This window comes from Roseibium sp. FZY0029 (assembly GCF_036350355.1).
Taxonomy (GTDB): domain Bacteria; phylum Pseudomonadota; class Alphaproteobacteria; order Rhizobiales; family Stappiaceae; genus Roseibium.
This window is the reverse complement of sequence record NZ_JAZDVZ010000003.1, coordinates 133,442-148,427: the sequence shown is the minus strand read 5'-3', so window position 1 is coordinate 148,427 and position 14,986 is coordinate 133,442. Positions and strand designations below refer to the sequence as shown.

Below are 14,986 nucleotides of genomic sequence, written 5' to 3'. Positions count from 1 at the left end.
TAGAAATTCACCATGAAAACAAACGCCCCGCGAAATCGCGGGGCGTTGCTGGTTTATTGAGCAGAGTGTCAGACGTTGCTGTCTGGGAAGGAGGCTTTGCGCTCGGTCATGAACGCTATCAGGGCCTCGTCAATGGCTGGGTCCAGTTCAGGGCCGGTATAGCCCGCCAACTGTTCTTTCCAGCGGGCGTTGGCCCGTTGCGCGGCATTCAGTTGCCCATCGGCGAGCCACTGCTCATAGGAGTTGTTGTCCGCGATGGAGGACCTGAAGAAAGCGCTCTCGAAATTGCGCTGGGTGTGTGCGGCCCCAAGGAAGTGACCACCGGGCCCGACTTCCTGAAGCGCGTCCATCGCAAGGGTTTCATCAGAAATCTCGATGCCCTTGGCCAGCACATGCATCATGCCGAGTTGATCCGCATCCATCACGAATTTTTCGTAAGACGAGCACAGGCCGCCTTCCAGCCATCCGGCCGCATGCAGACAGAAATTCACACCGGATTGCACTGTGGCCAGAATGGTCTGGGCCGATTCCTGCGCGGATTGGGCATCCGGGGTCTTCGAGGCTGTGAACGAGCCGCCCGAGCGGAATGGCAGATTATGCCTGCGCGCGAGCTTTGCAGCACCATTGAGAAGCAGGGAGCCTTCCGGGCTGCCAAAGGTCGGAGCGCCGGACTGCATGGAAATCGAGCTGACGAACGCACCGAATACGACCGGAGCACCGGGACGAATCAACTGGGTCAGCGCACAGCCTGCCAGAGCTTCGGCCAGCACCTGCGACAGCGTACCGGCAACCGTCACCGGGCTCATGGCGCCAGCCAGGATGAACGGTGAAACGATACAGGCCTGGTTGTGCCGGGCGTAGACCTTGAGAGCGCCAAGCATGGTCGCATCATAGACCAGAGGTGAATTGGCATTGATCAACTGGATCATCACGCAATTCTGGTCCACGAACTCCTCTCCGAAGGTGATCTGCGCCATTTTGACGGAATCTTCGGCGCGCTCCGGCGCGGTGACGGAGCCCATGAACGGTTTGTCAGAGTATTTGATATGGGAATAGACCATATCGAAATGGCGCTTGTTGACCGGCAGGTCGACAGGTTCGCACACGGTGCCTCCGGAATGGTGCATCCAGGGCGACATGTAGGCGAGTTTCACGAAGTTGCGGAAATCTTCAATCGTGCCATACCGCCGGCCCTTGTCGAGATCGGTGACGAAGGGAGGCCCGTAGACCGGAGCAAAGACGAGATTGTTGCCGCCAATCTCAACGTTGCGGGCAGGATTGCGCGCGTGCTGGGTGAATTGCGAGGGAGCCGTTTTCACCAGCTCCTGCAGCATGCCTTTGGGAAAGCGGACGCGTTCGCCGTCGATTTCGGCACCCGCTTCCTTCCAGATGCTGATGACTTCCGGATCGTCACGGAATTCAAGGCCGATTTCGGCAAGGATACGGTCGGTATTGGCTTCGATCCGTTCCGCGCCTTCGTCGCTCAGAATGTCGAAGTTCGGAATGTTGCGCGAAATATATGGAATGGCCAGGCTGGCGGGGCCGGCTTGCCGGCGTTCGCGGCGTGCGCTTCTTCCTCGACGGCCAGATGGGGCGGCGTCTGACATCTTATGCTCCCAAGATGAGTTTGGTTGCGCTTAGTCTTTCTCAGGAGCCCTGACAACCCGGCTCCATAACCGTCGCACAATACCGTAAAAGCGTCATGGCGCTTTGTTGCTTCATTTTGGCTGGAAAGTCCATTGACTTTGGCCCCTTAAAAGTGATTTCGGAAAGGGCAGGCAGGCGAGGGAAGACGTTCGTTTCAGACAGGGCTCTGCCATCTTTCAGCGGAGCGATCCGCTGTAAAAAGGGCTCAACCGGCCACCGCAAGCGCGGCCGGGCGCCTTGGAAGAAAATGGCTGCGTATGGATTTCCTTCCGTGATCTGCTATTGCAGGAACAAGCCCTGTATCGGGAACAAATCACACCAACAGACGAAAGACGACTGAATGTCCAAGCTTGAAGAGCTTCTTGCAAAAAAGGGAGCGTTGCTTGCCGACGGTGCAACCGGAACCAATCTGTTTGAAATGGGCCTGGTTTCCGGTGATGCACCGGAACTGTGGAACATTGACGAACCGGAAAAGATCACCGCGCTTCACAAGTCCTTTGTCGATGCCGGATCCGATATCATTCTGACGAACACCTTCGGCTGCAATCGTCATCGGCTGAAGCTCCACAAGTCGGAAGACCGCGTGAGGGAACTCAATATTGCCGCCGTAAAACTGGCGCGGGATGTTGCGGAAGCCTCAGGGCGCACGGTTCTGATCGGCGGGTCTGTCGGACCGACGGGGGAGCTTTTTCAACCTCTCGGTGCGCTCAGCTACGAAGAGGGTGTCGCTGCCTTCAAGGAGCAGATGGCAGGGCTTGTGGCAGGTGGCGCCGACATTCTGTGGGTGGAAACCATGTCTGCCGTCGAAGAGATGAAGGCGGCCGCGGAAGCCGCGCAGAATTTCGACGTGCCTCTGGTCATTACCGCCAGTTTCGACACGGCCGGCAAGACAATGATGGGTCTTTCTCCAAAGGGGCTCGGCGACCTTCAGGCGCAATTTGCCTGTACGCCCGTTGCAATCGGTTCCAATTGCGGTGTCGGCGCCTCGGATCTGCTGGCGGCCATCATGGACATCACTGAAGCCTATCCGGATGCCATCGTCGTTGCGAAAGCCAACTGTGGCATTCCTCAGATCAAGGGCGATGAGGTGATTTACACGGGCACCCCGGAACTGATGGCAAAATACGCCCATATGGCACTCGATGCGGGCGCGCGGATTGTCGGTGGTTGCTGCGGCACGTCGCCAGTCCATCTCGCGGCAATGCGTGCGGCTGTCGATGCGCATCAGGCAGGCGTCCGGCCCACGCTCGATGAGGTTATTGCCGAAATCGGCCCGCTTGTGTCCCCACCGAACAAGGAAGCTGACGCAGCCCGCGCGGAAAACGATGCCTCTGGTTCCGGACGGCGCAGGGGCCGCCGGCGCGGTTAGAGGCCGCCTGTCAGCTGAATAACAAAGCCCTCGCTTCTGGAGACAGCCAGAAGCGAGGGCTTTTTTCGTCCGGTTCACGAACTGCGAAAGAGCTGCAATCGTGCTGCTGGCTTCACTGCAGCCAAGGAGCCGACGTGCTCCAGAAGATGATGTCGACACCGAGATATCCGGTGGCATATTCGACAAATTCCGACCGGGTAAACGCCTTGCCCGTGTCCGGATTGACGTATTGCAGGGTGGGCTCCTGAATCGCCATCGCGATCACCGGCAATTTGTCCTGATACTGGTGGAAGAAAGGGTAGGAGTTTTTCATCTGCGCCTTTCGGTTTGGCACGATGTCCGGCCCACCCAGACCAATGCCCAGTTCTGCTGCCTTCTCAAAACTGCGCTGCATGTAGCCTTCGCTGTTTGCCCATTCGCAGGGCCAGAAGTTTATGTATTGCACCACTTGCGACTTCTGGAAGGCGCTTCGGGCAAAGGCCATGTTCTCCAGGGTCGCATTGAAATAGGCATCACAGGTGAATCCTGTTTCATCCTTGCGCTGATCGATGTTCACGGCACTTTCCGGCAGATTGAGGCCTTCGATGCGGCCGTCGAAATTTTCCGCCAGCGCATTCAGAAGGGCCTGAAACCGCCCGCGTACGGCTTCGTTCCACTGAATGGCGACCCACCCTTCCGGCTTCGGTTCCTTTGCCTCGCCGTCATCGACCTGGCGGGCCAGGCCTCCTGCATAGACAGGGGCCTCCAGAAGGTAGTCTGGCACGTAGCGGGCGTCTTCCCGGAAAAAACGGTCCTGAAGCTGAAGGAAGAATGCCTTGTCATACTTTTCTGCAATGGCCAGGTCGCGTTCGATTGCCGAGAAGTCGTAACGCCCTTTTTCTGGTTCGAGCATTCGCCAGTTGTAAAGGATCTGAACGCCGGAAATCTGAGGGTTTTCCAGCAGTTTCCGTGTCTGGGAAAACGCGCCCTCGCTTGTGTAGAGATAATGCTTGATCTCGGCCAAGGCGGCCTGAGGGAAGGTTGCGGCGGACACCACTGCTAAAAACGGTGGCAAGCAGCGCAGGCCGCGAACGGAAAAGACTTTGCGCAAGGCTGCAATCAGTTTGGTCAACAGAAGACCCCTTTGTCTGAAAATGAACACAACCCGACAACGGCTGGAAGTGAGGCACTTGTGTGACCGGAATTGGTTTTGCCCAAGAAACAAATTGACGCAAACGTAAGATAAAATCAGATTATAGGTTGAAAAAGAGAAGGATAGGGAGGGGCTGAATGACGCCGGTTATGACAGGGCCTGAAATCATGGAGATGCTGGACAGGGAGTTCCCGCAAATTCATGCCGGTGGGCGCGTTTACGCGATCGACAGTGTCTCGCCCGGAGAGGCGGTGGTGCGTCTGTCCGCAAATGAGTTGCATCTGAGGCCAGGTGGCACCGTTTCCGGTCCCTCAATGATGGCTCTTGCCGACCTTGCCGCCTATGTCGTGATTCTGGCTCACATCGGCCCGGTCGCGCTTGCAGTCACCACAAACCTGAACATCAATTTCCTGCGCAAACCGGACGTGGGGGATCTTCTGGCCACGTGCCGGCTTCTTAAGCTCGGCAAGCGTCTTGCGGTGGTTGATTGCGCAATTGCCGGTGAGGGGCAGGAAGAGCTCGTTGCCCACGCGACGGCAACCTATTCCGTTCCGCCGCGCTGACTGCGCATTGTCTTGTTGGTGTTGACCCCGGTTCGCTCGGCAGAAGTCGAGTTCTGTCAATTCAACAAAACGGTTCCTCTCAAGAAGGAACCGCCGTGTAGGGCGATCATTCGCTTTTCGACAGAGCTGGTCTCGTTTCAATAAAAGGCCGCAGCGCAATTTTCAGGTTTGGTTCGAGGCCAAAAGCCACCGCAATACTGCTCAATTTTAGGGGGAGGACGCTCCTGAAGACGCGGGTTGCCTGGAATCGAGGGGTGTTGAGGCGTTTAAAAAGGCAAATTTATGCGGTATTATGATACCGTTTTTTTAACGTATTGAAAAATATAAGAAATTAAGAGCACTGTCGAATATAAGGTGCTTGACGCTCATTCTGGGTGAGCGTATAAGCGCCACCGAACGAAATTTTGGTCCGTTCGCTGGCTTGATACAGGCCGCGCGGGCCTTTTCTTTAACCGACCAGTACGGATCAATCTCATGAAGACCTTCTCTGCCAAGCCGGCTGAGGTCGAGAAAAAGTGGATCTTGATCGACGCAGAAGGAATGGTTGTCGGCCGTCTTGCCGCATTCATCGCCAATCACCTGCGCGGCAAGCATCTGCCGACCTTCACGCCTCATATTGACACTGGTGACAACGTCATCGTCATCAATGCCGACAAGGTTGTGTTCACCGGCCGCAAGTACGACAACAAGAAGTACTACTGGCACACCGGCCACCCGGGCGGCATCAAGGAGCGCACCGCACGTGCAATCCTCGAAGGTCGTTTCCCGGAGCGCGTTCTGGAAAAAGCCGTACAGCGCATGATGCCGGGCGGCCCTCTGTCCAACAAGCAGCTTAAGAACCTCAAGGTCTACGCTGGTCCGAACCACCCGCATGAAGCTCAGTCGCCGGAACTCGTCGACGTCAAGGGCCTCAACGCAAAGAATGATGGCAAGAGGGCTTAACGATGGCTGAGCTGCAATCCCTGGAAGAACTGGGCGGTGCGGTCGAAACCGCTGCCCCCGAAGCTCCGGTCCATGTCCAGAAGTTGGACGCCAATGGCCGGGCCTATGCAACTGGCAAGCGTAAGGACGCTATTGCACGCGTCTGGATCAAGCCGGGCACCGGCAAGATCGTGATCAACAAGAAGGACTACACCGAGTATTTCGCTCGTCCGGTTCTTCAGATGATCCTTCAGCAGCCGATCATGCTGACTGACCGTGCAGGCCAGTACGACGTTATCGCAACGGTTACCGGCGGTGGTCTGTCCGGTCAGGCTGGCGCCGTGCGCCACGGCCTGTCCAAGGCTCTGACCCATTACGAGCCGGAACTGCGTGGCGTTCTGAAGAAGAACGGCTTCCTGACCCGCGACAGCCGCGTTGTTGAACGTAAGAAGTTTGGTAAGCGCAAGGCACGCCGGTCGTTCCAGTTCTCCAAGCGTTAATCGCTGGACCTGGAAGTTACCAGTTCGAAAAACCCGCCGGATCATTCCGGCGGGTTTTTTGTTGGCATCAATAGCTGCTAGGGCTTTAGATCGTTTGGTGTCACGCATGACGAGGACAAACCGCTGAATTCGAGTGTGAAAGATCAGGAGCCCGCGACAGAGGCAAAATTCCTGTCCGGCAGTCTGTTTCGCCATGTGACCGTGATGTCCCTGACCGCTTCTGTTGGCCTGATGGCGATCTTTGCGGTCGACTTTGTCGACATGATCTTCATCTCCATGCTGGGCAAGGCGGAACTGGCGGCGGCCGTCGGATATGCCGGCGCGATCCTCTTCTTCACGACCTCGTTCAACATCGGGGTTGCCATTGCTGCGGGTGCGCTTGTGTCCAGGGCGCTGGGGGCAGGGGACAAAGAGGACGCAAGGCAGCAGGCCTCCAATGCCCTGACAGTTGGCGTTTTCTTTAGCGCAGTCTTTGCCGTGGCTGTCTGGTTTTCCCTGGGTCCGCTCGCCACGTTGATCGGCGCATCGGGACGGACGCATGATCTTGCGGTTCACTACCTGGCAATCATCGTACCTACATTGCCTCTGCTGTTGCTCGGCATGGCAGGTGGGGCTGTTCTGAGGGCACATGGCGATGCCCGTTGGGCAATGATGTCGACCATCATCGGCGGACTGGTGAATGCGGTGCTCGATCCGATCCTGATCTTCGGATTCGACATGGAACTGACTGGCGCAGCGATTGCCAGTGCAGCGTCCCGCGTAGCCATCGCCGTTTTCGCGCTGGTGCCGATCTTTCGTTTCCATGGTGGTCTGTCTCTGCCGCAGCCAATGGCTCTTTTCAGGGGGATGCCGTCGATTGCAGCTATTGCATGTCCCGCAATTCTCACCCAGCTTGCGACACCTGTCGGGCAGGCCTGGGTTACCCGGTCCATGGCTGAATTCGGAGAGGAGGCCGTGGCCGGTATGGCGGTGGTCGCCCGTATGACACCACTGGCGTTTGCGACCATCTTTGCCCTGTCAGGGGCTGTCGGACCGATTGTGGGCCAGAACTACGGGGCCGGCAGGTTCGACCGTGTACGTGGCACATTGCGCGAAGCGCTTCTATTTACGGCACTTGTGGTCGGCCTTGCCGCGCTTGTTCTGTTCTTGCTGCGGGGGCCAATTGCGCATCTGTTCGAAGCCGACGGCGTCGCCCTGACGCTGATATACCTTTTTTGTGGTCCGCTGGCCCTGGCGTTCTTTTTCAACGGCACGATTTTTGTAGCGAACGCCTGTTTCAACAACCTGGGCCGTCCATTCTACTCCACCATGCTTAACTGGGGGCGGCACACGGCCGGTACCATTCCCTTTGTCTGGATCGGTGGAATGCTTTTCGGAGCACCCGGGGTTCTGATCGGGCAGGCGGCCGGAGGTGTTCTGTTTGGCATTGCCGCTATCCTGATCGTACGCAGTGTCATCCGGTCGGTCGAAGAACATCACGAAAAACCACCGAAACGCGGGCTCTTCCAGCGGCAGGCGCGTCAGCTCATCTTGTTCTTTTCAAGACGGTGATGATCTGCGGCGAGCGGGAAACGATCGGATGGTTTCGCATGGCGAGCAGACCGCTCGCCTCGCTTTCTTCGCCCGCTGATCCGGATCAATTGCTGAAACTTCGGGCATTCCATGTGTGACGGAGCCGGACAGTCGGCGACGTGACGGATCATGTCTCGAAGGGCTTCAAGGGTCTGGATCTGCCTGTCGAGGTCATCAGCTTTCTGGTGAAGGCCTGGCCGGGAGAGGGCGGGTCGACCGTCAGGTCCGAACATCGCCTTGATCTCTTCCAGTGAAAACCCGCCGGTCTTGCCAAGCGTGATCAGCGCGAGCTGGTCCAGAACGTCGGGCCCGAACAGACGTTTCAGCCCTCGGCGCCCCACCGACGTGATCAGGCCTTTTTCCTCATAGTGGCGAATGGCGGACGCTGCGATTCCGGTCTGCTTCGACACTTCAGAAATATCCATGAATTTCATCTATTGACCTCAAGTCGACTTGAATTTGTAGGCTGTGCTCCTGGCTTTCAAAACGCAAGGAAAAAACAATCATGTCGGACAAAGCTTCATCGTCGGAGCGGCCGCTCTTGCTGGAAACGGTGGCAATCGCGCTGCTGATGACGGCTACTTTGAAGATCATGGCCAATGCCACCATCAGCCCGGCCTTGCCGGCGCTAGAAGCCAGTTTCCCGGATGAACCGACGGCAGCTTATTTGACCCGCTTTCTGGTCGCAGCTCCGTCGCTGTCTGTTGTCCTGGTCGCACCGTTTGCGGGTCTCAGCGCCGACAGGTTCGGCAGAGGTCCGCTCCTTCTGGCGGGCGTTCTTCTGTTTGCCTTTGCCGGCAGCGCCGGCGCTTATCTTCCGGATCTGCAGTCGATCCTGGCAAGTCGTCTGTTGCTGGGTGTAGCGGTCGCCCTGACGATGACGGCCCAGGTTGCGCTGGTCGGAGACCTGTTTTCCGGTCAGCGCCGAAGTGCCTTCATGGGATGGCAGACCGCGGCGATCAATTTCAGTGGCTTCCTGTTCATTGGCTTTGCCGGCTGGCTCGCCGGTCTGTCTCCCCGATTGCCGTTCCTGGTCTATATTTTGCCGGTCCTGCTTGTACCGCTGCTGTTGCCGATCCTGAAACGGGAAAGAAACTCGCGGCGCGACAGCATTGCCGAAAAAACCAAAATCAGGGCCTTTATACCGCAAAAAGGCTGGCTAATTCCCGCTCTGGCGGTTGGGTTCCTGACGATGGTCACCGTCATGTTCTTTTTCCTGATGCCCAGTCAGTTGCCCTTTTATCTCGATGAAAACGGCATTGAGAGCGCTTCAGGCACAGCGATGGGGCTGGGAGCACTGACGCTCACCGGAGGTGTCGTCGCGATCGCCTATCGTCGGATCAGCTCTATTGTTGGCCTGTCTGCTGCGTTCGGTATCGGCTTCGCGTTGATGGGGTTGGGCTTTGCCGTTCTTTCGCTCGACGCCATCTGGCCGCTCATTCTCGGTGGTTCTGCGCTGGTCGGGGCGGGGTATTCTCTGGTTCAGCCGTCGTTTCTGCTGCTTGCCTTGCAAGTCGCCCCGGAAGAACGGCGTGGCAGTGTTTCGGGCATCGTGACAACGGCGATGTTTCTGGGCCAGGTCGTCTCGCCGCTACTCCTGACCATGCCCATTCAGTACTTCGGTTTCGCCGCTGTCTACCGTGGAACGGCGCTGGCGCTGTTCCTGTTTGCCGCAACCGGGTTCAGCCTGTTGCTGTTCCGCCCATTCAGGGCGCGGCACGCTGGCTGAGGCGGCCAACGTGTCAGGACTTCAAGGCTTTACCTGCTGCATAGGTTTCAACGACAGCACGGTCATCGCCAAGGGTTTGCAGCACGAAAAGCTCTTCGGACAGAGTTTCAGCAGTTTCCATTCGCAAGGCCATCGGTTGGGTCGCACGCGCATTCAGGACCACAAGGTCGGCATCGGTGCCAGGCTCAAGGGTACCGATCCTGTCCTGCAGAGACAGCGCTTCGGCGTTGCCGAGCGTCATCCAGTGGAAGCAGACTAGCGGGTGGAGGCGTTGGCGCTGGAGCTGCAGCACCTTGTAGCCTTCATCAAGGGTGCGCAGCATCGAATAGTTGGTGCCGCCGCCGACATCGGTGGCAATGGCCGTGCGAACACCGGCCTGCTCCAGCCCTGCCTTGTTGAAGAGACCACTGCCCAGGAAAAGGTTGGATGTCGGGCAGAATACGGCAACAGAACCGGTCTCCCGCATGACACCCAGTTCGCGGTCGTTCATATGGATGCAGTGACCGAGCAAGGTCTTGCGGCCGAGCAGGCCAAACCCTTCGTAAACACCAAGATAGTCCGCAGCTTCTGGATAGAGCTCCAGCGTGTAGGCGATTTCGTTGTGGTTCTCGTTGATGTGTGTCTGCAAGTGGCAGTCGGGATATTCCTTTAAAAGAGCTCCGGCGGCTTCGAGCTGCTCGGGTGTCGACGTGATTGCAAAGCGCGGGGTGATGACATACTGCGCTCGACCGCGTCCGTGCCACTTCTCCAGCAAAGCCTTGCTGTCGTCATAGCCGCTTTGAGCGGTGTCACACAGGTCGGCCGGTGCGTTCCGGTCCATCATCGTCTTGCCGCCCAGCATCAGCATGCCGCGCCGCTCGGCCTCCTCGAAATAAGCGTCGACCGAGGCAGGATGGCTGGAACAATAGGCAGACGCCGTGGTGGTGCCATGAGCAGCAAGCGCGTCATAAAAGGCACCCGCGATCCGGTCCGCGTGCGTTTTGTCCGCAAACTTCATTTCCGCTGGAAAGGTGTAGTCGTTCAGCCAGTCCAGAAGTTGATCGGCCCAGGAGGCGATCACCTGTGCTTGCGGAAAATGAATATGCGTGTCGATGAAGCCGGGCAGGATCAGATGCGGCCGGTGATCGATGACGGCCGTATCTTCCCTTGCCGCGGAAACCACCTCCTGAAAGCTTCCACACTCTGCAATCCTGCCGCCGTCAATCAGTAGGGCACCATCCTCGATATAGGTGTAAGCCTCTGTATCATCCGGCCCCTTTGGGGCAGCTGAAAAGGAGAGTAGCCTGCCGCGCAGGATCTTCTGGGTCTTGTCTGCCACGGCAGGAAATCCTCATGGAAATGGGCCGGCGTTCGCCGGTCTGGTTCCCCGTTTTAGTCCCGGGGGCCGGAGGCGACAACGCCCCAACGCTGTTTGCCAAAGGGAAATAGGCGCACGTCCGGGATGTCGGACAATATTTCTGAGGACAAGACGTTGCGTGGCACGCAGGGGTTACGAACCGAAGCCGGTCATGGCAGAGAGTGCACCGCCGAGGGCTGCGAGCGTTCCCAGAATGGCAAGGCACACGTAGATCGTAAATATGCCCGGTGCACCGTCCGTGGGAGCGGTGTTCTCGCTTCTGGCGTTCCAGGCCGGAGGTGCCGGGTCCTGCGCCGAATTTCTGTCATAGCCAGTCATCCTGCCCGTACCTTACCCGCCAAGATATAATCCGGCGTAAACAGGCTGAATTTTGGGCCGAACACGTAGTGCCGACGAAGCCTTGGTCTTGAACCTCAAGAGCCTTCGGTAATCTCGATCGTCACGTGGCCTATGCCGTGCCTGGATTTCAACCGCTCGCGGATCTGCCTGAGCACGTTTTCCGTGTCGTCTTCCGGCTTCAATGTGGCATGCATCGTTGCGTTGACCTTGCCCTCGGCAAGCGACCAGAGATGGATATGATACACGTCGACCAGACCCGGTACGGCGTTCAGCAAATCGGTTTTCAACGTGTCCCTGTCGATGTCGGCCGGAGCTCCTTCAAGCAGAATATGGGCGGACTGGCGCATGACCGAGACGGCAGAGCGCACAATCAGCAGCGCCACGAACACCGAGAGGATCGGGTCGATGGGATACCAGCCTGTGAAGTAGATCACGACGGCGGCAGCAATCGCTGCAACCGAGCCGAGGAGGTCGCCAAGCACGTGCAGGATCGCGGATCGCATGTTGAGTGATCCGTCGCCGCCGCGCTGAAGGATGAAAAACGCACCTATGTTCACCAAAAGGCCGATAACGGCGATAATGAACATCGGTCCGGCAAGCACGGTCTCGGGTTCCACAAACCGTCCGGCGGCTTCAACGCAGATCCAGCCTGTCACCACCAGCAGGAAAATGGAATTGGCAAAGGCAATCAGCACCGGCAAACGGTCACGGCCATAGGTGAGCCGGGCATCTGCAGGTTTCTTGGATTGCTGAAACGCCCACCAGGCCAGCCCCAGCGAGGCGGCGTCCGTAACCATGTGGACGGCGTCTGCCATCAGCGCCAGGGACCCCGCAAGCCACCCTCCCACCAGTTCGGCAAACATGAAGGCGGCGATCAGCAGGCCAGCCCATGCAACGGCGCGCGCGTTCCTGTCGGTCACCTCCGGCGCGTGGTCGTGACCGTGGCCATGACCGTGATCGTGGCTTGGACCATGAGAATGGCCATGGGGGGCACTCTCGGCATGGTCGTGATGGCCACTGTCGCTCATGGCAGATTTCCTTTGGTCGCAGGCTGAAGAGATCGCGCAATCTTTCGACATATACCGCCGGTTGACAAGAACCGCAGCCGGACTGGCCCCGCATCGCAAGGGGACAACTCGGGAGCAAGACAATGCGATGGGCTTTGCCGCACGGGATTGGCGCGACGAGACATCGCTGGTAAAACCTGAAACACCGTCCTCGGGTGTCCGGTAAATGACACACCCGGCAGCTCGTACCGCTTGATTCGCCGCGGTACACCAAGATCCTGCCACACCAGACTTCAAGGAAAATGTCATGTCAGCAGAATTGCCTCGGGAAACCGACAACGCATTTCTGGGGAAATCGGTCAAGGGTGGTTCGCATGAACCGACGTATGCCGGTGCGCTGTCCTTCATGCGCCGCCGCTACAGCCGCGACCTGACGGGGATTGACCTGGCCGTTTGGGGCATCCCGTTCGATGCTTCCGTTTCCAATCGCCCTGGCGCCCGGTTCGGACCGCAGGGCGTTCGCCGTGCATCCGCTATTTTCGATGGCGATCCGCAGTACCCTTTCGAGATGGATCCCTTCGAGGTGCTCGCCTGCGTGGACTATGGCGATTGTGTTTTCGATTATGGCCGCAACGCCGACATTCCCGGACACATTCAGGCCCAGGCAGCCGATATTCTTGCCTCAGGGGCTCATTTGTTTTCCATCGGCGGCGACCATTTCGTCACCTATCCGCTGCTCAAGGCCCATGTGGCCGAGCATGGACCGCTTGCCCTGGTTCAGTTCGATGCTCACCAGGACACCTGGAACGATGAAGGAGACCGGATCGACCATGGAACCTTTACCGGACGAGCCGTTCGCGAAGGCCTGATCGATCCGGACAGGTCGATCCAGATCGGCATCCGGACCCATGCGCCTGAAACCTGCGGGCTTGATATCATTTACGGATACCAGATGGATCAGTTGGGCATCGGCGGCGTGATAGACAGGATCAAGGAACGGGTCGGTTCCGGTCCGGCCTATATGACCTTCGACATCGACTGTCTGGACCCCGCCTTTGCCCCCGGCACCGGAACGCCGGTGGCAGGTGGCTTGTCGTCCCGCGAGGCACTCTCGGTCCTGCGCGGGCTGGGATCGTTGAACTTTGTGGGCGGTGATGTTGTTGAAGTCGCTCCGGCCTATGACCATGCGGACATCACCTCCATCGCCGGCGCTAGCGTTGCACTGACCTACATCGGCCTGCTTGCGGAAAAGCGCAAACAGGCTGGTTAAGCCAGAGTGGGGCTGCAACGTGGAAAAGGTCCTCAGTTTGCGGTTTGTGAAGACGCCGGGCAGCATTCCCTTGCCGCCCGGTATCTCCAGACAGTTCAAGGTGTACTTGGGGGAACAGAGCGTGGATGGCGCTCCCGCGATGACTTTTGATCTGGACAAGGCACACATGAGGAGCGTCACCAGCATTCACCTTGAGGCAGGACCAGATTGGTCACTCGAATGCACAGCCAGGGCCGGCACAGGAAGCTGGGATCTGAAATCCGAAACCGGTGTCCGCATCGGGTGGATCTCGGGACCCGGATCATTGAGAAAGGGCTGGAAACTTGAGCTGCCGGGTGGCGGTGCGCATTATGAACTTGCCGATCCTGACCGCATCGCCAGACAGACCGTTCGAACCATGCTGGGCGGTGATACGGAAGCATTGGTGCTGTTGGAAAAAGAAGACCTAGCAGGAACATTGACCCGCAAACACCGGGACCAGTCAGACGGCAAGAGGGCCGGGTTGCTGTCGGGGCTGAAAAGGTTTGTCACTGGCAGGGACTGGGTGCTCGAAGTTCAGCAACAAAATGGCCGGCTGGAACTCGCGGGCACGGACAACCTGATCGCTCTGGCTTGCCTCGGGTTGGTCGCCATTGTGAGCCTTGACCTGAGCACTGCCGACTGAACCAGCGTATTTCCCTCTGACGGGACCTGAAAGCGAAGCGGGTTTAGCGCCGGTTGCTGTGCGCGACGGTTTTCGGAAGATTGTCGTTTTGCGGAATGGCCGTCCAGAAGCGATAAAGCGGAGTTTTGTCCTTCATGGTCCGGTAAAGCTGAACCAACTTGACGAAGCTGACGAACTGGGCCGCGTGGGCGACGAGCAGACCGGTCAGCGAAAGGATTGGCGACATCAGGAAGCCGCCCAGCAGGGCGATCAGCCCACCCATCCAGAACACGAGGTAAAGTGTCGTCAGCCTGGCACTGTCAGTGGCCGGAACCGGAAGGAACAGTCTGTTGAGCCAGACCTTCTCGCCGAAACTCACCTGTTTGGCCCAAGCGGTTGTCTTGCCGGTTTCTCCAACGAGAGTCGGAAGGGTGATGACACATGCCAGAACCCCGATAGCAACCAGAAGCGCACCCCAAATTCCAAGCCAGACCTGTGTCCACAAGGCCGCTGTCAGCAGGCCCGGTGCAACGATCTTCATTAATGTCGACAGGGCCGGTGCCGGCTTGCCCGTGGCTGCTTTCGGCAAAAGAACAGGGCCCTTCAGGCCATTGGCATCTTTCAATGCCGGACGGGCAAGAGGACTCAAGTGACGTCGCGAGGTTTGCATATGCTGCAGCCAGCCTTTCCAATATGCATTAATCTTACCCGGCGAGATGGGCGCTTGGCAAACGACAATCTGTCTCAAGCAACATCAATTTACGTAAAATTCACAATACGAATATCTCGTGCAGGAAAGTATTGCGTTCGTTATCGGGTAGGGGATTCGGTGTTTTTCCAAAAAGGTCGGCCAGAATTGCCGATTGCTTGAATAAAGTATGAATAGCACGGGGTCTAAACAGCCCTGGTTCTGTTCGGTTCATTGTTTTTTAGTCTC

Annotated in this window: 15 protein-coding genes; 8 read left to right on the top strand and 7 right to left on the bottom strand. The window is 57.9% G+C overall.

Annotated elements, in window-relative coordinates; all coding sequences use genetic code 11:
* Positions 1-68: 68 nt before the first annotated feature.
* Positions 69-1,607, bottom strand: coding sequence for a trimethylamine methyltransferase family protein (locus V1T76_RS09170; protein WP_330560365.1), 1,539 nt, complete (start codon positions 1,605-1,607; stop codon positions 69-71).
* A 380-nt stretch (positions 1,608-1,987) separates the two neighbouring features.
* Between V1T76_RS09170 and bmt the strand changes: the two genes are divergently transcribed.
* Positions 1,988-3,016 (top strand): betaine--homocysteine S-methyltransferase, encoded by a 1,029-nt coding sequence (gene bmt, locus V1T76_RS09165; protein WP_330560364.1) that lies wholly within the window; start codon positions 1,988-1,990, stop codon positions 3,014-3,016.
* Between the two features lie 112 nt (positions 3,017-3,128).
* On the opposite strand, the gene V1T76_RS09160 is transcribed toward bmt, so the two are convergent.
* Positions 3,129-4,127: a hypothetical protein gene (locus tag V1T76_RS09160; protein WP_330560363.1), complete on the bottom strand. Its 999-nt coding sequence runs from the start codon at positions 4,125-4,127 to the stop codon at positions 3,129-3,131.
* Between the two features lie 158 nt (positions 4,128-4,285).
* On the opposite strand from V1T76_RS09160, the gene V1T76_RS09155 reads away from it, so the two are divergent.
* The 4 genes from V1T76_RS09155 to V1T76_RS09140 all read left to right on the top strand — a co-directional run bounded on the left by V1T76_RS09155 (position 4,286) and on the right by V1T76_RS09140 (position 7,683).
* On the top strand, positions 4,286-4,711 hold the full coding sequence (locus tag V1T76_RS09155) for a PaaI family thioesterase (RefSeq protein ID WP_330560362.1): 426 nt from the start codon (positions 4,286-4,288) through the stop codon (positions 4,709-4,711).
* Between the two features lie 474 nt (positions 4,712-5,185).
* Positions 5,186-5,653: a 50S ribosomal protein L13 gene (gene rplM, locus V1T76_RS09150; RefSeq protein ID WP_330560361.1), complete on the top strand. Its 468-nt coding sequence runs from the start codon at positions 5,186-5,188 to the stop codon at positions 5,651-5,653.
* 2 nt (positions 5,654-5,655) lie between these two features.
* Entirely contained in the window at positions 5,656-6,132 is a 477-nt protein-coding gene (gene rpsI / locus V1T76_RS09145; protein WP_006935156.1) for a 30S ribosomal protein S9, read from the top strand.
* Between the two features lie 135 nt (positions 6,133-6,267).
* Positions 6,268-7,683: an MATE family efflux transporter gene (locus V1T76_RS09140; RefSeq protein WP_330560360.1), complete on the top strand. Its 1,416-nt coding sequence runs from the start codon at positions 6,268-6,270 to the stop codon at positions 7,681-7,683.
* On the opposite strand, the gene V1T76_RS09135 is transcribed toward V1T76_RS09140, so the two are convergent.
* Positions 7,653-8,129: a helix-turn-helix domain-containing protein gene (locus tag V1T76_RS09135; protein ID WP_442970101.1), complete on the bottom strand. Its 477-nt coding sequence runs from the start codon at positions 8,127-8,129 to the stop codon at positions 7,653-7,655. The two genes, V1T76_RS09140 and V1T76_RS09135, sit on opposite strands and share 31 nt — an antisense overlap.
* Before the next feature lie 80 nt (positions 8,130-8,209).
* On the opposite strand from V1T76_RS09135, the gene V1T76_RS09130 reads away from it, so the two are divergent.
* Positions 8,210-9,433 carry an MFS transporter gene (locus tag V1T76_RS09130; RefSeq protein ID WP_330560358.1) on the top strand — a complete coding sequence of 408 codons (1,224 nt, stop codon included), beginning with the start codon at positions 8,210-8,212 and terminating at the stop codon, positions 9,431-9,433.
* A 13-nt stretch (positions 9,434-9,446) separates the two neighbouring features.
* Here the strand turns inward: V1T76_RS09130 and guaD are convergent, their stop codons facing one another.
* The 3 genes from guaD to V1T76_RS09115 form a co-directional block, all read right to left on the bottom strand.
* Complete coding sequence (gene guaD, locus V1T76_RS09125) at positions 9,447-10,751, bottom strand: guanine deaminase (protein ID WP_330560357.1); 1,305 nt, start codon at positions 10,749-10,751, stop codon at positions 9,447-9,449.
* Positions 10,752-10,922: 171 nt separating this feature from the next.
* Positions 10,923-11,108 (bottom strand): hypothetical protein, encoded by a 186-nt coding sequence (locus V1T76_RS09120; RefSeq protein ID WP_330560356.1) that lies wholly within the window; start codon positions 11,106-11,108, stop codon positions 10,923-10,925.
* A 95-nt stretch (positions 11,109-11,203) separates the two neighbouring features.
* On the bottom strand, positions 11,204-12,157 hold the full coding sequence (locus tag V1T76_RS09115; protein WP_330560355.1) for a cation diffusion facilitator family transporter: 954 nt from the start codon (positions 12,155-12,157) through the stop codon (positions 11,204-11,206).
* A 286-nt stretch (positions 12,158-12,443) separates the two neighbouring features.
* Between V1T76_RS09115 and speB the strand changes: the two genes are divergently transcribed.
* Together speB and V1T76_RS09105 are read left to right on the top strand one after the other, a co-directional pair.
* Entirely contained in the window at positions 12,444-13,406 is a 963-nt protein-coding gene (gene speB / locus V1T76_RS09110) for an agmatinase (protein WP_330560354.1), read from the top strand.
* Positions 13,407-13,545: 139 nt separating this feature from the next.
* Positions 13,546-14,070, top strand: a complete 525-nt coding sequence (locus V1T76_RS09105; RefSeq protein ID WP_330560353.1) for a hypothetical protein — start codon at positions 13,546-13,548, stop codon at positions 14,068-14,070.
* Between the two features lie 43 nt (positions 14,071-14,113).
* On the opposite strand, the gene V1T76_RS09100 is transcribed toward V1T76_RS09105, so the two are convergent.
* Entirely contained in the window at positions 14,114-14,698 is a 585-nt protein-coding gene (locus tag V1T76_RS09100; protein WP_330560352.1) for a DUF6653 family protein, read from the bottom strand.
* Positions 14,699-14,986 lie beyond the last annotated feature (288 nt).